The following is a 20,530-nucleotide window of genomic DNA, read 5'->3' on the forward strand; positions in this document are numbered from 1 at the left end:
TGCCGTTACAGGTCCAGAGCTGGATCTGCGTGCCGTCGGCGGTGGCCGCGTCGCGCACATCCAGGCATTTACCGCCCAGCCCGGTGATCGGACCGGTTCTGGTGGTGCCACCACTGCCAATGGTGAAGGAGAACGAGTCCAGGTCGTAGAGCGAGCCGGTCCCGGTGCCGGCGAAGGTCAGCGTCCCACCCTCCGGGTCGGACGACCCGGCCGAAAAGGAGTTCACGGTCAACGGGGCGACGCCCGAAGTCCGGTTCGCCGAGGCCACCGCCGTCGGGGCCCGGTTTCCGCCGCCTCCGGGGTGGTGGGTGGTACGCATGGTGGGCATCGCTGTGCTGTCCCTTCCTGACGAGTGCTCTGCCAGGGCGGGGCGCGCGCCGTCGCGCCGAATGCCGTAGCGGGGGTGCCGAGGAGGGGTGCCGCGCCGCCGGTTTACCTCGACGAAACGTGTTGGTCCTAGCGACGACACTAAACGTCATACGTTGATGTGTCTATATCTTCTGCCCGCCGGATGCCGACTTTCGTCAGTTCGGTCAAAAGCCGTACGGGAGGGCTCCGGCGCGACAGCGCTCAGCGCCGCCGGTCGATGGCATTCAGCGTTGTCGGTCGATGGCCTGGCCGGCCAGCTCCATCAGGGCGGTCCGGCTCTCCGCGGTCACCTCGGTGTGCTCCAGCGCCGCGAGCCCGGCCTCGGCGCGAACCTGGATCATCTGCTCGATCTTCCGGCGAGCGCCGGTGCTCTCGATGATCTCGCGCAGCTCGGCGGCGCCGTCGGCGTCCAGGTCGGGATTGCCGAACAGCTCGCGCAGCCGGGCGCCCTGCACCCGGTCGGCGGCATCGCGGGCCAGCGCCATCATCACCGTCGGCTTGCCCTCGCGCAGATCGTCAAGGACGGACTTGCCGGTGACCGCCGGGTCACCGAAGACCCCCAGCACGTCGTCGCGCAACTGGAAGGCGTCCCCGAGCGGGTCACCGAACTCGGCCAGCGCGTCGAGCAGCTCGACGGGGGCGCCCGCCAGCGCGGCGCCGATCTGCAACGGCCGGGTGACCGTGTAGCGGGCCGCCTTCATCCGGATCACCGTGAGCGCGCTGGCCACCGAGCCGTCGCCCACCCCGGACACCAGGTCGAGATACTCCCCCGCGATCACCTCGGTCCGCATCAGCGCGAACACGGCGTACCCCTGGTGCACCTGGTCGGGGCTCAACCCGCACTCGTGGAACATCTGATCCGACCAGGCGGCGCAGAGGTCACCACAGAGCAGGGCGGTGTTGCGCCCGTACGCCTCGGGGTCGCCCCGCCAGGACGAGCGGGCGTGCAGGTCGGCGAAGATCCGGTGCACCGAGGGCTCCCCCCGGCGGCGGTCGCTGCCGTCCAGGATGTCGTCGTGGATCAGCGCGAAGGCGTGGAACAGCTCCAGCGCGGCGGCGGCAACCACGATCGGTGTGCCGTCCGGGCCGCCCGCTCCCCGCCAGCCCCAGTAGCAGAACAGTGGTCGCAGGCGCTTCCCGCCGGCCAGCACGAACCGGTGCAATGTGGTGAAGACGCCCCGTGGCGCGCCGTCCGGCCAGTCCGGATCCTGCCGGTCGAGGAACGCGGTCAGCTCGGCGTCGAAGCGGGCCCGCAGCCCGGCGGAATCGACAGCTGCCTCGGCGACCGTCACCGTCCCTCCAACCCGGCCAGTTCCAGCAGCAGCCCCTTCACCTCCGTGGCCGCTATCCGGTCCCGGGCCACCGACGAGTCGGAGCAGAGCAGCACCGGCCCGTCGGCCGGATCGGCGGGCAGCCGTCCGTGTGAGCCCCGGACCGCCCGTGCGCCGGCATCCAACCCGACCACGTTCATCAGGTACCGCATCCCGAGTTTCTTGCGGGCCAAGGCGACCCCGGCCCGGCGCTTCGCCGCACCCGGCGCGGCGGGGTCGAAGAACAGCTCCGCCGGGTCGTACCCGGGCTTACGGTGGATCTCCACCAGCCGGGCGAAGTCGGGCGCACGCGCGTCGTCCAGCCAGTAGTAGTACGTGAACCAGGCGTCCGGCTCGGCCACCAGCACCAGCTCACCGGCGCGCGGATGGTCCAACCCGTGGGCCGCCTTGCCGTCGGCGTCGAGCACCTCAGCCACCCCCGGCAGGCTGGCGCAGAGCTTCGCCACCGCCGGCACGTCGGCCGGATCGCGCACGTACACCTGCGCGACCTGGTGGTCGGCGACGGCGAAGGCGCGGGAGGTCCACGGGTCCAGGTACTCCATGCCCGCCTGGGTGTGCACCCGCAGCAGCCCCTCGGCGCGCAGCAGCCGGTTGACGTCCACCGGCCGGGACACCTCGGTGATGCCGTACTCCGACAGCACCACCACCGTCGCGTCCCGGCTCTGCGCGGCGTCCAGCAACGGCGCGAGCACACCATCCAGCTCCGCCGCCGCGGCGGCGGATCGGGGGGATGACGGGCCGAAACGTTGCAGGTCGTAGTCCAGGTGCGGCACGTAGACCAGGGTCAGATCGGGCGAGGACTCGGCGAGGATCTGCTCGGCCGCCCGGCAGATCCAACGCGACGACGGCAGGCCCGCCCCCGGCCCCCAGTAGGTGAACAGCGGAAACGTGCCGAGCCGGCCGGTGAGCGCGTCGTGCAGTTGCGGCGGATCCGTGTAGCAGTCCGGCTCCTTGCGACCATCGGCGTAGTAGACCGGTCGCGGGGTGACCGTCCAGTTCACGTCCGCGCCCATCGCGTACCACCAGCAGACGTTCGCCACCGTGTAGCCGGGTCGGGCGCGGCGCGCGGCCTGCCACAGCTTCTCCCCGCCGACGAGCGCGTTGTGCTGCCGCCAGAGCAGCACCTCGCCGAGGTCCCGGAAGTACCAGCCGTTTCCGACGATGCCGTGCTCCGCCGGAAGGGCGCCGGTGAGGAAGGTCGACTGCGCCGAGCAGGTCACCGCCGGCAGCACGGTGCCCAACTCGGCGCGGAACCCGGTGTCGGCGACCGCGCGGAGCCGGGGCATGTGCGCCAGCAATCGGGGGGTCAACCCCACCACATCGAGCACCACCAACTGCCTGCTCATGCTCTCACCGCCTCAGCTAGCGGGGTCAGCCCGAGGGCGACCAGCTCATCCCGGGTGAAGGCCAGCTCGGCCGCGATCCCGGCGGCCAGCTCCGCGTCGGTGCGCGGGCGCCGCGCGGCCGGCAGCACCCCCCAGGTGTACGTCTCGACGTCGAGGTGGTCGCAGCCGGCGTCCGCACCGGTGAAGAGCGCGGCCAGCGCGGCGCGCAGCACCGGCAGGGTCGAGCCCAGCGGTGGTTCGGGTGGGGCGTGCAGTGGCACGTGGTAGTGCACCCGCCACGGCCCGGGCAGCCCGGCGTCCAGAGCGACGTCGAGATCGTCGGCCGCCCAGCTCGGATCCGCCGGATCGGCAGCCCGCAGCCCACCGGCCGATGCGGCGGCGCAGCCGGCGGTGCGGGTCTGGTGCAGGAAACGCGGCTCGACCCAGCGGCGCAGGGCGGCGGCGTCAGCGGTCGGGTCGGCCGCCTCCAGCGCGGCGGACACCTGCACCTTGACCACCGGCAGGCCGGCGACGGCCAGCCGCTCCAGAGCGGCGGCGGGCTCCTCCCAGGCGCAGGCGAGGTGGGCCAGATCCAGGCAGATCCCGAGGCGATCGGTGTCCATTCCGGACAGTGCGGCGACGGCCTGCGGGGTGCTCTCCACCACGCAGCCGGGCTCCGGCTCGAAACCGACCCGCACCGGCCGGCCGGTGTCCCGCTCGACGGCGGCCAGTCCGGTGGCGAGCTGGTCGAGGCGTCGACGGGCGGCCTCCGCGTGGCTGCGGTCCCACGGCGCGCGCCAGGCCAGCGGCAGGGTGGAGACCGAGCCACGGGCGGCGTCGTCGGGCAGCAGGTCGGCCAGGACCCGGGCCAGGTCGAGGGTGTACCCGAGCCGGTCGTCAGTGGTCCAGTCCGGCCGGTACACGGCGCCCTTGACCACGGGTGCCTGGAAGGCGGCGTACGGGAAGCCGTTGAGGGTGACCACCTCCAACCCGCGTACCGTCAGCTCGGTGCGCAACCGACGACGGGCGGCCGGGTCGGCGGCCAGTTCGGCGGCGACCGGAGCGGCCAGCCACAGGCCCAGCCCGAGCGGGTCGGCGCCGAGCGTCTCGCGGATCGGCACCGCGAAGGTGTCCAGTTGGGCGACGATGCCGGCGAGGTCCTCGGCGGGGTGCACGTTGGTGCAGTACCCGAGGTGGACGGTGCGCCCGCCGGTGTGCCGCAGCCGCATCAGCTGCCGCCGCGCAGGATCGAGTTGCCGGCGAAGGTCGGCTCGGCGAAGTCGTCGTCGGTCAGGTCGAGCCGCCCGGACTGCCCGTAGAACTCGATCGGGTTACGCCAGAGCACCCGGTCGACGTCGTCGTCGGTGAAGCCGGCGCGCAGCATCGCCTCGCCGGTGGCCCGGGTGAGCAGGGGGTCGGAGCGTCCCCAGTCGGCGGCCGAGTTGACAAGCATCCGGTCGGTTCCGTACGCCTTGAGCAGCTCGACCATTCGCGGCGGCGACATCTTGGTGTCCGGATAGATGGAGAAGCCGAGCCAGCAGCCGGTGTCCCGGACCAGTTTCACTGTCGTCTCGTTGAGGTGGTCGAGCACCACCCGCTCCGGCGCGATGCCGGACTCGGCGACCACGGCCAGGCTGCGCTCGACGCCCCGGGCCTTGTCCCGGTGCGGGGTGTGCACCATCGCCGGCAGGTCGTGCGCCACGGCCAGGGCGAGTTGGGCGGCGAAGGCGTCGTCCTCCTCGGGGGTCATCGAGTCGTACCCGATCTCGCCGACCGCCACCACGCCGTCCTTCTCCAGGTAGCGGGGCAGTTCGTCGAGCACCGGCCGACAACGCCTGTCGTTGGCCTCCTTCGGGTTCAGCGCGATCGTGGCGTGATGGCGGATCCCGAACTGCCCGGCCCGGAACGGTTCCCACCCGACCAACGAGTCGAAGTAGTCGGTGAACGAGCCGACGTTGGTACGCGGCTGGCCCAGCCAGAACGCCGGCTCCACCACCGCCCGGACACCGGCGGCGGCCATCCGCTCGTAGTCGTCGGTGGTGCGCGACGTCATGTGGATGTGCGGGTCGAAGATCCGCATCACACCTCCCTGGGCTGGGGCTGGCTGGCGGCGGTGAGCCGATCCAACAGTTCGGTGGCGTCGGCGGGCATGCTCCGACCGGCGGCCCGGCGCTCGGCGGCCAGCGCGGCGAGCATCTCCGCCAGTTCCCCGTCCGCGCGGGTGTCGAGGTCGGCCACCACCGCCAGCGGCACGCCGGTGAAGACGCACTTGAGCACCGCCTGCCGCCAGGCCGACGGGTCGAGGTGGCGGGCGTACGGGCCGAGGGCTGCGGCCACCAACCGCGTGTCGTTGGTGCGGATCGCGTCGTGCAGCAGCGCCACTCCGGCCGCGCCGATCGGCAGCAGCGGCAGCGCCTTGAGCACGGCCCGTTTCTCGGCGGCGTCCCCGGTGCGGTAGAGGGTCTCGGCCTGCTCGGCATGGTCGGTGGGCAGGCTGGCCAGCAGCACGGCCCGGGCGGCCTCGTCGGCGGTCCATCCGGGCAGGTCGGGCAGGTCGTGTCGCCCGCAGCGACGACCGGCCGCCGGGAAGAACCGCGCGATGGCGGTGGGGTCGGTCGCGACGCGGTCCAGGGCCGTGGCCAACCAGTCCGGATCGGGTACGCCCCGCAGGGCCGCCCGCAGCTCGTCCACTGTCATCGCGTCTCCTCCCTCGTCCGCCGCCGTCGACGGCCGTGGCGGTGGTACCGCGTGCGTCCTTTGCTCTGCTTCACTCCACGCGTCGGTCGTTGTCCGGATAGCGGACGCCTGGCGGTGCGCCGGTTGAAGCAGAGCAGAGGGCGTGCCGCGAGGCGGCGGTGCGCAGGAAATCCAGCGAGCGGGCGGCGACGGCGGGAGCGGCGTGCGAGTGCCGGGGCAACTCGACCGCCACCAGGCCCCGGTAGCCGATCTCGCGCAGCGCGGCCAGCACCGGCGGGAAGTCGATCTCGCCGGCACCGAACTCCAGGTGTTCGTGCACACCCCGCCGCATGTCGTCGATCTGCACGTTGACCAGGTGTGCGGCGACGTCACGGACACAGTCGGGCACCGACTGCGGCTCAAGGCAACGGCAGTGTCCGATGTCGAGGGTGATGCCGAGGCGGGCCGGCGAGCCGAGGGCCGCGTGCAGGCGACGCCAGTCGGCGATGTCCGCCACCAGCATGCCCGGTTCCGGTTCGAATCCAAGCGTCACCCCGACGGCCTCCGCCGCCTCGATCACGGTGGCGCAGCCGGCGACCAGGCGGTCCCAGGCCACCGCCGGGGTGACCGTGCCCGGCCGGACACCGGCCCAGAACGAGACCGCCTCGGCGCCGAGATCCGCGCCGATCGCCACCGCCCGGCGCAGGAACTCGATCCGGGGCGCGGGGTCGTCGTGCAGCAACGTCGGGGCGTGCTTGTGCCAGGGGTCCAACAGGAACCGCGCGCCGGTCTCGATCACCAGGCCGAGGCCGAGTTCGGTCAGCCGACTGGCGACGGCGTCGACACGCCCCGCCAGTCCGGGCGCGAACGGGTCGAGATGGTCGTGGTCCAGGGTGAGTGCGACACCGGCGTAACCGAGATCGGCGATGACCGCGAGCGCGTCGTCGAGGCGGTGGTTGGCGAAGCCGTTGGTCCCGTACCCGAACCGCAGCCCGTCGGGGGCGGTGGCGGTGCCCGCGGCCGTCATGTCGGTGAGACCTTCCGGGCCAGCCGCCGGCCCAACGGCGCGGCCGCCGCCACCGCCAGTCCGAGCAGACCGGAACCGGCGCGGGCGGTCAGTGCCCCCTGCAACGCTGGCAGGCCGGTGATGCCGGCGCCCACCGCCGCACGGACCCGCGCGGCGGTGGGCTCGGCCGCCACCCGCGCCTGCGCGGTGCCGTAGCGAACGGTGTACCAGGCGGCGAGGACGGCCGGCAGCGCCACCGCCACGGTGCCGAGGGCACGCCGACCGTTCCCGACGTCGCCGGTTCGCTGACCGTCGGCGCGGACCACAGGGGCGCGCCGGCCGGATTCCACCGGGACACCGGCCCGGGTGCCGCTCGCGGTGAGCCGGCGACCGGGCGGGAGCGCGGCGCTCGCCGCGACCAGGGCGGTGCCGGCGAGGGTACGCAGTGGCAGGGCGCGGTCGGTGCCACTGACCTCCCGGCGGGACAGCGCGGTGACGGTCCAGGTGTGCGCGGCGACGGTGACCGCCGCCGGCAACGCCCGCGCCGTCCGACCCCCGGCAGCACCGAGCAGCACGTCCAGCCCCCGGCAGGTGGCCATCACGGCGGGGCCGGCGGCGGTGTTCTTGGCCGCTAGGTCGTACCCCCAGACGGCGGCGGCGAGCGGCAACGCGACGGCGGTGGCGCGCCGTCCGCCAGCTGCGGCGGCGAGCCCGACGCCGGCCACGGTGAGACCGGCGGCGAGGCCGACCGCGAGACCGGGACCGACCCGGCCGCTCGGTATCGGCCGCTCGGGGCGTTCCACGGCGTCCAGCTCGCGGTCGGCCCAGTCGTTGGCGGCCATGCCGGCCCAGTACAGCAGCACCGACGCGGCGGCGAGCGCGGGGGTACGCGGGCCGAGGCTGCCGGCCGCAGCGGCGCCGGCGACCACGTCCCCGGGTACGGAGAGCGCGGCTGGGGCGCGGACCAGCTCGGCCAGATCAGCCACGCGTGGCATCGGTGTCTCCGGCGTCCAGGCTGCCCGCGAACGCGCACAGCCGGGTCCACTGGTCGGCCAGCGAGTGCGTCGCGGTGCCCAGCGGATCCTTGAAGAAGAAGGCCAGATCGGTAAGCGGCCCGGTGCGGCCGGCGGCGTGCGCGGCGGCGGTGAGCCGGGCCAGGTCGAGCACGAGTGGGGCGGCCAGCGCCGAGTCGCAGCCGTGCCAGGTGAACTCCAGCCGCATCCCGGTGCCCAGGAACCCGGCGAAGGTGATCAGATCCCAGGCGGTCTTGAAGTCACCGAGTTCCTCGACGTACCCGATCCGGGTGTCGCCCTGCGGCAGGTAACCGAGCGTCTCGCCGAGCACCCGTTGCTTGCTGCGCACCTTCGCGGCGTTGGCGTCGGGATCTGCGAGGGTGGCGCCGTCACCGCCGCCGAGCAGGTTGAGCCCGGACCAGGACCGGACGGTGAGGTGACGCATCGCGAACATCGGGGCGAGCACCGACTTGAGCAGGGTCTCCCCGGTCTTGCCGTCGTGGCCGGCGTACGGCACGCCGTGGCGGTCGGCCAACGCGGTCAGCGCCGGCAGCCGTAGACCGGTCGACGGGGTGAAGTCGACGTACGGGCAGTCCGCCGCGACGGCTGCGTACGCGTAGAGCGAGCTGGGGGGCAGCACCTCGTCGGGGCCGGCGAGAGCGGCCCGCAGCGCGTCCGCGTCGGCGTGCCCGGGATGCGGGCGGGGCGCCGGTTCGGTCGCGGCCACGTTGACCACCACCACCCGGGCCAACTCGTGTCGCTGCCGGAAGGCGGTGAGATCGCGGACGAGCGCGGCGGCCCGGTCGGCCTGGGTCCCGGCGGTGGGCGCGGGGCGCAGTTCCCGTTCCACGGCGGACAGTTCCTCGGGCAGCGCGGCGACCAGGCGGGCCGGCAGTACACCGGCGTCAGCGAGCGCCTCGGCGCGCTTGGCGATCGGCGTGACGGCCACGTCGTGGCCACCGAAGACCAGGTCGGCGAAGCCCGGCAGAGCGGGGCTGTTGACCCCGGGCAGTTCGGTGACGCAGCCGGTCGGCCCGGTCAGCCCGGCACGCAGCGCGAGCGCCCCGACGATGCTGGTGGTCGCGACCGAGCCACGCGCTCCCACCAGCCAGACACCTGTACGCATGGCGCTCCTTCCGGTGTCCAGAAACCGACAAGCATCGATTGCATCTTGATATCAGGAAAAAGTTGAAAAAGATACGGGTTAAGCCGATGCGCCCCGTCCGCCGCCCCCCGGTGGGTACTCGCCGGCCGGCGCCGAGGTCGGCGGCGACGACGTCGGGCCGGCGTACCGGGTGGGTCGGTCGGACGGGGCTGGCAGGCAGGGGCAGTCGGCGTCTCGCCCCTGCCTCCCCCGCATCCGGCCCGGCCGGGACGACGGTGTCCCGGTCGGACGACTCGTCGGACACGGTCCGCCTTGCGGCGGGAGTCTCCAGGTGGGTGGTCAGCGGACTGGTAGGTGGGCGGCGGCCCTCCGGTGCTGCCGGGGAATCCCGGTCCGGCCGCACCGGAGGAGCCGCATTGCTCGTGCCGCCGGTCGCCCGGGGGCACGACCTCCGGACCCGACCCGTACCGGCCACGGGGCGCAACCGTGGCCGGTCCTCGCCGGTCGGCTCCGGAGGTGGTTCAGGCGGCGGCCGTCGCCATCGACGGCTCCACCGCGGCCCAGGAGGAGCCCAGCTCGGCCGAGCGGGTCACCGCGTCCAGCACCAGTTGCACCTGCAACGCCTCGGCGAACGAGGGCGACGGGTCGACGCCGGTCGCCACCGCCTCGATGAAGTCGCGCATCTGGTGGGTGAAGGAGTGCTCGTACCCGATGATGTGCCCCGGCGGCCACCAGGCCGACAGGTACGGGTGCTCGGCCTCGGTCACCAGAATCCGGTTGAAACCCTGCTCCGCGGCGGGCCGGGTGGCGTCGAGGAACTCCAGTTCGTTGAGGCGTTCCAGGTCGAAGGCGACGCTGCCGAGCGAACCGTTGATCTCCACACGGAGGGCGTTCTTGCGCCCGGTGGCGAACCGCGTCGCCTCGTACGTGGCCAGTGCCCCGCCGTCCAGACGGGCCACGAAGATCGCCGCGTCGTCGACGGTGACCGGGCCGGTGGCGGCGCCGGCCCCGTCGGCCTGCGCCGCCAACCCGCTCGACTCGGCCGGCAACGGCCGCTCCTTGACGAAGGTCTCGGTCACCGCGCTGACCCCGCTGATCCGCTGTCCGGTGACGTACTGGGTCAGGTCGATGATGTGCGCACCGATGTCGCCCAGTGCACCGGAGCCCGACACCTCCTTGCGGAGCCGCCAGACCAGGGGGAACTGCGGGTCCACGATCCAGTCCTGCAGGTAGGTGGCCCGGACGTGCCGGATCTCGCCGAGCCGCCCGTCGGCGATGAGCTGGCGCATCAGCGCCACCGCGGGCACCCGCCGATAGTTGAAGCCGCACATCGACCGCGCCCCGCCGGCCTGGGCGGTGGCCGCCGCGGCGGCCATCTCCCGGGCCTCGGCGACCGTGTTTGCCAACGGCTTCTCGCACAGCACGTGCTTGCCCGCGGCCAGCGCCGCCAGCGCGATCTCGGCGTGGCTGTCACCCGGTGTGCAGATGTCGACCACGTCGATGTCCGGGCGGTTCACAAGTTCCCGCCAGTCCGTGGTGTGCTCGTCCCAGCCGAGCCGGTCAGCGGCGTCGGCCACCTTCCCGGCGTCCCGGCCGCAGATGAGCGCCATCCGGGCCCGCGCCGGCAGGTCGTACACCCGGTTCACGGTGCGCCATGCCTGCGAGTGCGCGGCCCCCATGAACGCGTAGCCGACCATGCCGACCCGCAGTTCGTTGTTTGTCGTGGACAAGGTGGGTCTCCCCCCGTTGTGTCAGAACCCGAGCTTGAGGTAGTTGCTCGCGTTCTCCTTGGTGATCGTTTCGGAGGCGAGGACAATCTCCTTGGGAACCTGGAGTTCCACCAGGTCGGACATGCCCCTGCCCTGGCCGATGAGGCGGGCCAGCGAGATCGCCGAGGACGCCATCGACGGGCTGTAGGTCACCGTCGCCTTGAGCACCGTGTTGTCGGCCAGGATGTCCTCCATCGCCTTCTTCGAGCCGGCGCCGCCGACCATGAAGAACTCGTTGCGGTTGGCCTGGCTGAACGCGGCCAGCACACCGATGCCCTGGTCGTCGTCGTGGTTCCAGATGGCGTCGATCTTCGGCTCGGCCTGCAGAAGCTGGCTCGCCTCCTGCTGGCCGGAGTCGGCGGTGAACTGCGCCGCCCGGCGGTTTTTCACCTTCAGGCCGTGCTGGGCCAGGGTGTCGTTGAAGCCCTTCGTCCGCTCCTGGGTCAGCTCCAGCGAGTCGATGCCGGCGATCTCGGCGATCACCGGGTTGCTCACGCCCTTGGCCTTGAGCTGCTCGACGATGAAAGTGGCCGCAGAGACACCCATGCCGTAGTTGTCGCCCTTGATCTGCAGGCGGTACGCCTTGGCATCGGGGAAGGCCCGGTCCAGGTTGACCACCGGGATGCCGGCTGCCATCGCCTCCAACCCGAACGAGTTCAGCTCCTTGCCGTCGTGCGGCAGCAGCACGATCACGTCGGGTTGCTGGGAGATCAGGGTGGACAGCGCCGCCCGCTGGGCCGCCGCGTCCGCGCCCGCCTCGACCGTCTTGAACTCCACGTCGGAGTACGCGGCGGCCTGCGCCTTGGCGTTGTTGGTGATCGCGGCGATCCAGCCGTGGTCGGCGGCCGGCGCGGAGAAACCGATGGTCACCTGCTTGCCGGGCTCAGAGTTGGCGTTGCCGTCGGCCGCCTTGGTCTGCGCCTCGGTCGGCGTCTGCTCGTTGCTGGTACAACCGGCGAGCAGTACGCCGGCGCCGACGGCCGCCCCGCCGAAGAGCAGCCGGCGCCGCGACATGTCGCGACTGTGCTGGGTCATGACGACCTCCTGATTATTCATGTGGTGGGGATTTTGGGTGTACGAAGCCCGGCCACCGTCGGTTGTTCGGGTGGCCCGGATGCAGTGGTGCTCAGCTCGTGGTGAGCCGGTTACGACGGAAGAACTGGGAGAGACTGCCGAACTGGATCTGCTGGATCAGGACGGCGGCGACGATGATGCCGCCCTTGACCATGTTCTGCGCCTCGGTGGTGAGGCCGTTGATGGCGAAGAGGTTGGTGATGGTGGCGAAGATGATCACACCGAGCAGGGAGCCGACGATGGTGCCCCGCCCGCCGCTGAGCAGCGTGCCCCCGATGATCACGGCGGCGATCGCGTCCAGCTCGTAGAGGTTCGCCATCGCCGCCTGGGCCGAGGTGGCCTGCGCGGTGAGCATGATGGCGGCGATGCCGCAGCACAGGCCGGACAGCGCGTAGAGCAGCAGGGTGTGCAGCCGGACGTTGATGCCGGCCAGCCGGGCGGCCTCCGGGTTGCCGCCGACGGCCACGGTGCGCCGCCCGAAGGTGGTGCGGTTGAGCAGCACCCAGCCCGCCGCGACCACGGCGGCCAGGATGTAGACCAGCAGCGGAATTCCGAGCAGGTTGGTGCTGGCGATGCCGTTGATGGTGCCGTTCTGCGAGATCTGGGTCTGCTTGTCGGAGATCTCGGCGGCCAGTCCCCGGGCGGCGACCAGCATGGCCAGCGTCGCGATGAAGGGCACCAACCGCCCGTAGGCGATGAGCGTCCCGTTGACCAGGCCGACCGCCACCCCGACGATGATCGCGGTGAAGATCATTCCGCCCGCGCCGAAGTTCTGGGTCGCCACCGTGGTGCACCAGACCCCGGCAAGCGCCACGATCGCGCCGACCGACAGGTCGATGCCACCACCGATGATCACGAAGGTCATCCCGACGGTGACCACGCCGACCACCGAGGCGAGCTTGAGGATGCTGAGCATGTTCGCCCAGACCCAGTCCGGGTTGGAGTACAGGTCCGAGCGGGTCGCCGCACCGATCACGAAGAGTGCCAGCAGCACCCCGATCAGGGCGAGGTTCCGCTTGGCGCCCTCACCGCCATCGCCGTGCCACCAGGACAGCCCGCCGGTGGAGCCCGCCGTGGCGTGCCCCGCCGCCTCGGTCTCGGCCGGGTCCACCGGGGGTGACTGCGCCGGCAGCTTAGTCGTGGGCGGACTGTCGGTCATGCCGCTGCGCCTTCCATCAGGGACCCCGCCATCACGAGGTCGAGCACGGTGGGTTCGTCGAGTTCGTCGGCAGGGGCGGTCCGGACGACCCGCCCTTCGCGCATCACCAGCACCCGGTCGGCCAGGCCGAGCACCTCGGGCACCTCGCTGGAGACCAGCAGCACCCCGACCCCCTGGGCCGCGAGCTGCCTAATCACCTGGTACAGCTCGGCCCGGGCACCGACGTCCACCCCTCGGGTGGGCTCGTCGAGCAGCAGCAGCTTCGTGTCGCCGAGCAGCCAGCGACCGACCACCACCTTCTGCTGGTTGCCGCCGGAGAGCGTGCGCACCGCCCGGCGGACGTCGCGCGGGCGCATCTCCAGGCTCTCGGCGATCCGATCAGCCTCCGCCCGTTCCCGGCCCACGTCGGTGAAGCCGAAGCGGGCATAGCGGTCGAAGGTGGCGAGGGTGACGTTGCGGTAGATCGGCTCGCCGAGCAGCAACGCCTGACTCTTGCGCTCTTCGGGGGCCATGCCCATGCCGGCCTTCACTGCCGCGCCGACGCTGCCCGGCCGCAGCGCCCGGCCGGCCATCCGCACCGAACCAGCCTCGGCCGCCCGGGCACCGTAGATCGTCTCAAGCAGTTCGGAGCGGCCGGAGCCGACCAGACCCGCGATGCCGACGATCTCTCCGGCCCGGACGGACAACGACACGTCGGCGAACTCGCCGTGGCGGGTCAGCCCGTCGACCTGGAGCAGTTCGTCGCCGATCACGGTGCCGGCGGCGCGGTCCGGGAAGACGTACTCGATGGTCCGGCCGGTCATCCGGGAAACCAGGTCGCTGGTCGGGGTCTCGCGGGCCGGCAGGTTCGCCGCCGTGGTCCGGCCGTCCTTGAGTACGGTCACCCGGTCGCCGATCTCGCGGATCTCCTCCAACCGGTGCGAGATGTAAATGACCGCGATGCCCTGCGCGGTGAGTTCGCGGATGATCCGGAAGAGGTTCTCCACCTCGTCGTGGGCGAGCACGGCACTCGGCTCGTCCATGATGATCAGCCGGGCCTCGTGGGACAGCGCCCGCGCCATGCTGACCACCTGCTTGCCGGCCGCCGGCAGGGCCCGCACCATCCGACCCGGTGGGATCTCGGCGTGGCCGAGCCGGCCGAGGATCTGGCGGGTCCGGCTGGCCATGTGGCCCCGACGGATGAACCCGAGCCGACGGGGCTCGTGCCCCAGAAAGGCGTTCTCCGCCACCGACAGGTCATCGACCAGGTCGAGTTCCTGGTAGATGGTGGCGATCCCGGCGCGCATCGCGGCCTGCGGGTTGGCGAAGGCGAGCCGGTTGCCGCGCCACTCGATGTGCCCCGAGTCGGGCCGGTGCACCCCGGCGAGCACCTTGATCAAGGTGGACTTGCCCGCGCCGTTCTGCCCGAGCAGGCAGTGCACCTCGCCCGCGCGGACCTCCAGTTGCACGCCGTCCAGGGCGCGTACGCCGGGGAAGGTCTTGACCACGTCGGTCAGGCGCAGCACCACCTCGCCCGCGCCGGTGGTCGCCGGGGCCGGCGACGCGCCGACCCCGCTCGCGATGTCCTGTTCGGTCATGCCGCCTCCCCGAACGCCAGGTCGCTGGCGAGCACCGCGGCGCCGGCCACGCCGGCCCGCGGGCCCAGCTCGGAGAGCACCACCGGCAGGTTCCCGGTGGCCAGCGGCAGCGAGCGGCGGTACACGACACTGCGGATCTCGGCGAGCAGGATGTGCCCGAGTTGGGCGAGTCCGCCGCCGATCACGATCATCGAGGGGTTGGTGAAGCTGACCAGCCCGGCGAGCACGCCGCCGACCCGCCGTCCCCCCTCGCGGATGAGCTGGATGCAGGTCACGTCCCCTTCGAGCGCCCCGGCGGCGACGTCGAGAGCGGTGACCGAGCCGTTCGCCTCCAGCCGCTCGGCCAGGGCGGGTGAGGTGCCGGCCCGCGCGGCGGCGGTGGCGTCCTTGGCGAGGGCCGCCCCGCTGAAGAGCGCCTCCAGGCAGCCGGCGTTGCCGCAGGAACAGATCGACCCCTGCGGGTCGACCTGGATGTGGCCGATGTCGCCGGCGCACCCGTCGGTACCCCGGTAGACGTCGCCGCTGAGGTAGATCCCGCAGCCGATGCCGGTGCCGATCTTGACGAAGAGAAAATCGTCGACCGAGTGGGCCACGCCGCCGTGCCGCTCGCCGATGGCCATGATGTTCACGTCGTTGTCGACCACCGCCGGGCAGCCGTGCTCGCGGGTGAGCAGTTCACGGACGGGGAAGCGGTCCCAGCCGGGCATGATCGGCGGCGAGACCGGCACTCCGTCGCGGAAGCTGACCGGGCCGGGCACTCCGATACCGACCGCGTCGAGTCGCTCGTAGACGCCGTCGACCCGGGCCTTGTGCAGCAGCTCGTTGACGCGCTGGAGGATCGCCTTCGGACCGGACCGGATGTCGGCCGCCTCCGCGTACGCTGCCACCGGCTCCAGCCGGCCGTTGACGACCTCGACGTCGATCGAGCTGGCACCCAGGTCGACGGCGGCGAAACGCAGCTCGGGGCTCAGTTCGACAAGCGTCGACCGACGCCCGCCCCGGGAGGCCGCCTTGCCCGCCTCCGCCACGTAGCCGAGGGCGACCAGCCGCTCCAGTTCGGCGAGCAACCGGGGCCGGGGCATCTCCAGGCGGTCGGCGAGTTCGGCCCGCGACAGCGCTCCCTCGTCGCGTAACAACCGCAACAACCGGACGTGCAGGGGGTCGGCGTTGGGCACGGGCTCACCTCTCCCACCGGGGGTGTTCACATCGACGAAATGCCGACGTGTGGTGCCCGACACAGTAGGAGGCTTCAGTGCACCCTGTCCAGACCTTAGAACCAATCTGTGCCCAACTTTTGCTGGATCTAGCAAAAGCTACCGGCGAGTCGACACCATGCCCGAGCCGCAGGCCAGCACCTCCACCGCCACCACTCCATCGATTCTCATCGCGCTACCCGACGCACCACCGCAGGCGTCGAATGACATCCGTCCGGGCGACGACATTGGGCAAAATCCGTCCGGCCCGTCGACACACCAGGAAACGTTTGTCGATATCGTTGCATTGACATCGACTGACGCCGAAGGTAGCGTCCCCGGCAAGACACGGGGGAAATACCAGCCACGCATTTGTTGATAATGCGTTCCCCCCTCCTGTCCTCACATCAGGGAGGGAAATCCATGAAGATCGGTTATCGCGCGGCAGCCGTGGCGCTATTGGCCACGCTACTGGTCGCGCCAGCCGCCCGAGCCGAGGCGACGCCGTCGATCACTGCGGGAAGCGCACCGGCAGCCGACCGCAAGACGACTCACAGCGCCCCCTCTGAGCTGCTGCGATCCTCCACGAGCGAGGTCGTGACACCGCTCGGCAACTGCACCGCTGGGGTCTTTTGCGGAGAGGTGAAGAACCGGCTCGGCAGGTCGTTGAAAATCTCCGGAAACTGGCCTTCAAACACAAAGACAATGATGCTCCCGGCCGGCCAGGGCGCCGCTTCCGACTCCAGCTACTACTACGATTTCCGGGACACCGACGGGTTCCAGGTGCCGAGCGGCTACATCTATTACGACACGATTGGCAGCACCTATCGTCCCGGCTGGCACCGGGTCAGGGACTACCAGGAAATCACGCTCAACGCCTGGTGTCTCGTCTCGGCCTGCGGCTGACAGTCAATCGCAGTACGCAGCTGAGATCGTCGCCGTGCCCCAGCGCTCCCGGGGCACGGCGACGACCCTCAGCCGGCACGCCCGCCACCTTCCTTCGAGCGCAGCTTGCGATCGTCGCGCAACTCAACGTAGGGCTCCCGATCGACCGGCCGGAGGCCGCCGCTGATCGCCCGCGCCCGCGCCAGCTCGGCATCGAGTTCCGCACCGAACAGGATCGCGATGTTGCTCAACCAGAGCCAGACCAGGAAGATGATCACCCCGGCCAGCGCCCCGTAGGTCTTGTTGTACGAGCCGAAGTTGCCGACGTAGAAGGCGAACAGGCCGGAGACCAGCAGCCAGATCAGCACCGCCAGCACCCCACCCGGGCTCACCCAGCGGAAGCCGCCCTGGCGCGCGTTCGGGGACGCCCAGTAGAGGATGGCGAACATCAGGCTGACCAGGAGCAGCAGCACCGGCCACTTGGCGATGTCCCACACCGCCACGGCCGTGCTCCCCACCCCCAGCGCAGCGCCGACCTCCTCGGCGAAGCGGCCGGTGAAGACCACGATCACCGCACTGGCCAACAGCATCACACCGACCAGCGCGGTGACCCCCACCCGGATCGGCAGGGTCTTCCAGATCGGGCGGCCCTCCGGCACGTCGTAGATCGCATTGGAGGCGCGCATGAAGGCAGCGACGTAACCGGAGGCGGACCAGAAGGCGGCGAGCAGACCGATGATCGCGGCGATACCAGCCAGCCCGCCGTTCTGCTGGGCCTGCTCGATCGCGGCATCGAGGATCATGCGGATGTTCTCCTCGGGCACCGACTCCGCGACGGTGTCACGTACCGTCCGGGTGGCCGCCGGGCCCAGCAGGCCCAGCAGCGAAACCAGCACCAGCAGGCCCGGAAAGATGGAGAGCACCCCGTAGTAGGTGAGTGCCGCGGCCCAGTCGGTCAGGCTGTCGTCGCCGAACTCGCGCACCGTCCGGCGCACCGCCGCCAGCCACTCGCCCCGCGACAACCGGCCCGGATGTGCCGGCGGGTCACTTGCCTCGCGCCCTACCGGCACCTGGTCGCGGTCGGCACCCGACTCGTTTCGCCGCCCCTCGCGGTCACGGTCGTCCGGCCGCTCCGCGCGGCCGCGGGCGGCACCCGACTCGTCCCGCTGCCCCTCGGGGGCGGTGTCGAGCCCCGGGTCACGCCGGTCTGGACGGGAAGACTCCTCGGAGGCCATCGCCTCTCCCCTCGGCTCCGCTCGGTGCTGGTTGAGGAGACATGCCCAGAGACCGACGTGAAGTAACCCCACCGGGCAGCCGCTCGCCCGGCTGGCCCGAAGCCTCGGGCCAGGGTGCGAGACGGCCGGCGCGGTTCCGGTTCCGGGCAGACCCGGGAAATGCGCCTACGGTGCTTCCCATCCACCGGCTCAGACGAATGCGATCACTGCGGGGAATTGGTCGTGCCTCGCCCGCCGGGATCGGCCCACCGGCCAGCGATGCGCCCCGGGACCGGCCGCGTCGATCTTCCGGAGGACGTCGAGCAGGCGACAACCCAGCCGGTTCGGAGCGACACCTACCGTAGTCGCATACACGGAGAGTAATCACTCGACTAGATTTTCTAGTCGACAAATCCGCCCGCAAGATGCCCGCTAACCCGATAAAACGGACAGCTGTCGTTGCCCTCTCCGGCGACCAGCCCTACCTCCATCGGCACGTCCGGGCCAATCATGAACGCTATTCTTAATTATTGCCGCGACGCATGACTTGAAAGAATGTAAAGTCACTCAGCGAAGCGATGTGCGACTATGTCCCCCAACGTGGAGTCAATTCGCGTATCGTCCCCCCTCGTGTCGGCTATCCGATTCACCGAAGATTCCGGACCTGAGCGTCGCGGCGGACACAGCCGAGTCGCGGAGGCGGAGGCACCCGCCGTCGGGACCGATCCGGTCCAGATCGATCCGACCGACATCGCCGGGCGGTTCGAGGACGAGAAGCCGGGTCGGGTGCTGACCGGACCAATCGCTCTCGCACTGACCGCGGCCACCCTGGCGATCAGCCTGCTGGCGCTCTGGCAGGTGTTCCGGCCGCTGGCCCAGGGCAGCAAGTACTACCTGATCTTCTTCCTCGCCGGCGTACTCCCGTTGGTCTTCCTCGTCTACCCGGCCGACCTGCGGCCGCCTCGCCGCCTGCGGGAGCTGTTCGCAGGTCGAGCCTCGTCGGCGTCGACACCCGACGCGACCGGGTCCGGCGGATCCAGGCCGACCGGGTCCGGCGGGTCCGGGCCCAGCCGGGTCGACTGGTTGCTGGCCGCCGCGGCGCTGGCCGGCTGCCTGTACCCGGTGCTGCCGATCGCCCTGGCCGGCGGTGGCGGCGGCTACGACGCCTTCCTCGACCGGCAAGGGCTGCTGGTCGGGATGGACGTGGCGATGGGCAGCGTCCTGCTGCTCCTGCTGCTGGAGGGCTGCCGACGCACCACCGGCTGGATCCTGCCCGCCGTCTGTCTGGTCTTCCTCGGCTACGGCTACTACGGGGGACTGCTGCCACAGACCTGGGCGGTGGCACACGCCGGGCTGGACTTCGGGCAACTGGTCGACGCCTTCTACAACTCCGACAGCGGCTTCTACGGCACCCCGCTGGACGTGGCCGCCACGTACATCGTGCTGTTCACCATCTACGGGGCGGTGCTCGATCTCTCCGGCGCCGGCCGGTTCTTCGTGAACCTGTCCGCCGCGGCGTTCCGGCGCTCGCGCACCGCCGCCGGTCGTACGGCGGTGGCCTCCGGCTTCCTGCTCGGCACCGTCTCCGGCTCCGGCGCAGCGACCACCGTCAGCATCGGCGCGGTCACCTGGCCGATCCTGCGCCGTGCCGGGTACCCGGCGGAACGGGCCGGCGGCATGCTCGCCGCAGCCGGCGTCGGTGCCATCCTGTCCCCGCCGACGCTCGGCGCGGCGGCCTTCATCATCGCCGAGTACCTCGGCGTGTCCTACCTCCAGGTACTCGGCTGGGCGGTGGTGCCGACCGTCCTCTACTACCTCGGCATCGTGCTCTCGGTGGAGATCGACGCACGCCGCTCCGGAGTGCGGGCGGCATCCCTCGCAGCCGGTTCCGCCTGGCGGCTGCTGGCCCGGTCCGGGTATCACTTCGCCTCACTGTTCGCCATCGTCGGGCTGCTCGCCGTCGGGCTGTCGGCGACCCGTGCCGTGGTGCTGGCCACCGTCCTCGCAATCGTCCTGTCCTTCCTGGACCGCAGTCACCGGCTCACCCCGGCCCGACTGGTCGCCGCGCTCTCCAACGGCGTACGCGGAGTCCTCGCCGTCACCGTCGTCTGCGCGGCGGCCGGCGTCATCACCGCCACCACCACCAAGACCGGGCTCGGTCCGCAGGCCGCCGCGCTCCTGGTCGGCGCCGCGAGCGCGGTCAGCTCCGAGCCGGCCGTGGTGCTCGCGCTGACCGCGCTGCTCGCCGCCGTCGCGCTCAGCCTGCTCGGCCTGGCGGTCCCGGTGACCGCGTCGTTCGTGATCGGCTGGGTGATCATCGGGCCGGCGCTGCTGGACCTCGGGGTCAGCGCTCCCGCCGCCGCCATGTTCGTCTTCTACTTCGCGGTGCTGTCCGAGGTGTCGCCGCCGACCGCGCTCGCCGCCGTCGCCGCCGCCGCGGTCACCGGTGGACGACTGGTGCCGACCATGTGGCACACCCTGCGGTACGCGCTGCCGGCGTACCTGATTCCGCTGGCATTCGTGATCACCCCGACCGGGCTCGGTCTGCTCGGCATCGGCGGCCCCCGGCGGATCCTCGTCGCGGCCGTCGTCACGGCCCTCGGTGTCGCGGTGCTGGCCGTCGCGGCGGGCGGCTGGCTGCCCGGCGTCGGCGCGGCGGGCGCGCCGGAACGCGTCATCGGCGGGGCCGCCGGACTGACGCTGCTCTGGCTGCAACCCGTGCCCGTCGCGATCGGTGCCGTGCTGGCCGGCGTCATGGCGGTGGGCGTGTTCATACGACGCGGATCCGCCGGCCCCTCCGGCGGAACGCGAGCCGGATCACCGGCATGACCCAG

The 20,530-nt window shown here is 71.5% G+C and carries 17 protein-coding genes and 1 pseudogene; 3 read left to right on the forward strand and 15 right to left on the reverse strand.

The window, feature by feature from the left end; all coding sequences use genetic code 11:
• The 14 genes and pseudogenes from Vse01_RS29890 to Vse01_RS26455 all read right to left on the reverse strand — a co-directional run.
• Positions 1–328 (reverse strand): annotated as a pseudogene (locus Vse01_RS29890) (glycosyl hydrolase); the annotation flags it as partial.
• A 265-nt stretch (positions 329–593) separates the two neighbouring features.
• Entirely contained in the window at positions 594–1,661 is a 1,068-nt protein-coding gene (locus tag Vse01_RS26395; RefSeq protein ID WP_093401385.1) for a polyprenyl synthetase family protein, read from the reverse strand.
• On the reverse strand, positions 1,658–3,046 hold the full coding sequence (locus Vse01_RS26400) for an alkaline phosphatase family protein (RefSeq protein WP_093401386.1): 1,389 nt from the start codon (positions 3,044–3,046) through the stop codon (positions 1,658–1,660). Before Vse01_RS26400 ends, Vse01_RS26395 begins: the two co-directional genes overlap by 4 nt.
• Positions 3,043–4,254: a metabolite traffic protein EboE gene (gene eboE, locus Vse01_RS26405; protein ID WP_093401387.1), complete on the reverse strand. Its 1,212-nt coding sequence runs from the start codon at positions 4,252–4,254 to the stop codon at positions 3,043–3,045. Before eboE ends, Vse01_RS26400 begins: the two co-directional genes overlap by 4 nt.
• Positions 4,254–5,105 carry a TatD family hydrolase gene (locus tag Vse01_RS26410; RefSeq protein ID WP_093401598.1) on the reverse strand — a complete coding sequence of 284 codons (852 nt, stop codon included), beginning with the start codon at positions 5,103–5,105 and terminating at the stop codon, positions 4,254–4,256. Before Vse01_RS26410 ends, eboE begins: the two co-directional genes overlap by 1 nt.
• The gene (locus Vse01_RS26415) at positions 5,105–5,722 is read right to left on the reverse strand and encodes an EboA domain-containing protein (protein WP_093401388.1); all 618 of its coding nucleotides are present in this window, start codon (positions 5,720–5,722) and stop codon (positions 5,105–5,107) included. Before Vse01_RS26415 ends, Vse01_RS26410 begins: the two co-directional genes overlap by 1 nt.
• Positions 5,723–5,792: 70 nt before the next feature.
• Positions 5,793–6,728: a sugar phosphate isomerase/epimerase family protein gene (locus Vse01_RS26420; RefSeq protein ID WP_093401389.1), complete on the reverse strand. Its 936-nt coding sequence runs from the start codon at positions 6,726–6,728 to the stop codon at positions 5,793–5,795.
• Positions 6,725–7,702, reverse strand: a complete 978-nt coding sequence (locus Vse01_RS26425) for an SCO3242 family prenyltransferase (protein ID WP_093401390.1) — start codon at positions 7,700–7,702, stop codon at positions 6,725–6,727. The genes Vse01_RS26420 and Vse01_RS26425 overlap by 4 nt, the downstream gene beginning before the upstream one ends.
• Positions 7,686–8,846: an inositol-3-phosphate synthase gene (locus Vse01_RS26430; protein WP_093401391.1), complete on the reverse strand. Its 1,161-nt coding sequence runs from the start codon at positions 8,844–8,846 to the stop codon at positions 7,686–7,688. The genes Vse01_RS26425 and Vse01_RS26430 overlap by 17 nt, the downstream gene beginning before the upstream one ends.
• A 500-nt stretch (positions 8,847–9,346) precedes the next feature.
• Positions 9,347–10,522 carry a Gfo/Idh/MocA family protein gene (locus Vse01_RS26435; protein ID WP_373870722.1) on the reverse strand — a complete coding sequence of 392 codons (1,176 nt, stop codon included), beginning with the start codon at positions 10,520–10,522 and terminating at the stop codon, positions 9,347–9,349.
• 54 nt (positions 10,523–10,576) lie between these two features.
• The gene (locus Vse01_RS26440; protein WP_093401393.1) at positions 10,577–11,629 is read right to left on the reverse strand and encodes a substrate-binding domain-containing protein; all 1,053 of its coding nucleotides are present in this window, start codon (positions 11,627–11,629) and stop codon (positions 10,577–10,579) included.
• A gap of 91 nt (positions 11,630–11,720) precedes the next feature.
• A complete protein-coding gene (locus Vse01_RS26445; RefSeq protein WP_093401394.1) occupies positions 11,721–12,827 on the reverse strand; it encodes an ABC transporter permease in 1,107 nt (368 codons plus the stop codon).
• Entirely contained in the window at positions 12,824–14,404 is a 1,581-nt protein-coding gene (locus tag Vse01_RS26450; protein WP_093401395.1) for a sugar ABC transporter ATP-binding protein, read from the reverse strand. Before Vse01_RS26450 ends, Vse01_RS26445 begins: the two co-directional genes overlap by 4 nt.
• Positions 14,401–15,579 (reverse strand): ROK family transcriptional regulator, encoded by a 1,179-nt coding sequence (locus Vse01_RS26455; RefSeq protein ID WP_093401396.1) that lies wholly within the window; start codon positions 15,577–15,579, stop codon positions 14,401–14,403. The genes Vse01_RS26450 and Vse01_RS26455 overlap by 4 nt, the downstream gene beginning before the upstream one ends.
• Positions 15,580–15,736: 157 nt before the next feature.
• Between Vse01_RS26455 and Vse01_RS26460 the strand changes: the two genes are divergently transcribed.
• Complete coding sequence (locus tag Vse01_RS26460) at positions 15,737–15,976, forward strand: hypothetical protein (protein ID WP_139233062.1); 240 nt, start codon at positions 15,737–15,739, stop codon at positions 15,974–15,976.
• Between the two features lie 44 nt (positions 15,977–16,020).
• A complete protein-coding gene (locus tag Vse01_RS26465; RefSeq protein ID WP_139233063.1) occupies positions 16,021–16,503 on the forward strand; it encodes a hypothetical protein in 483 nt (160 codons plus the stop codon).
• Between the two features lie 68 nt (positions 16,504–16,571).
• Here Vse01_RS26465 and Vse01_RS26470 read toward each other — a convergent pair whose 3' ends face one another.
• A complete protein-coding gene (locus tag Vse01_RS26470) occupies positions 16,572–17,717 on the reverse strand; it encodes a YihY/virulence factor BrkB family protein (protein ID WP_232511002.1) in 1,146 nt (381 codons plus the stop codon).
• A 714-nt stretch (positions 17,718–18,431) separates the two neighbouring features.
• Between Vse01_RS26470 and Vse01_RS26475 the strand changes: the two genes are divergently transcribed.
• The gene (locus tag Vse01_RS26475) at positions 18,432–20,525 is read left to right on the forward strand and encodes a TRAP transporter permease (RefSeq protein WP_232511021.1); all 2,094 of its coding nucleotides are present in this window, start codon (positions 18,432–18,434) and stop codon (positions 20,523–20,525) included.
• Positions 20,526–20,530 lie beyond the last annotated feature (5 nt).

This window comes from Micromonospora sediminimaris (assembly GCF_016863575.1).
GTDB lineage: Bacteria > Actinomycetota > Actinomycetes > Mycobacteriales > Micromonosporaceae > Micromonospora > Micromonospora sediminimaris.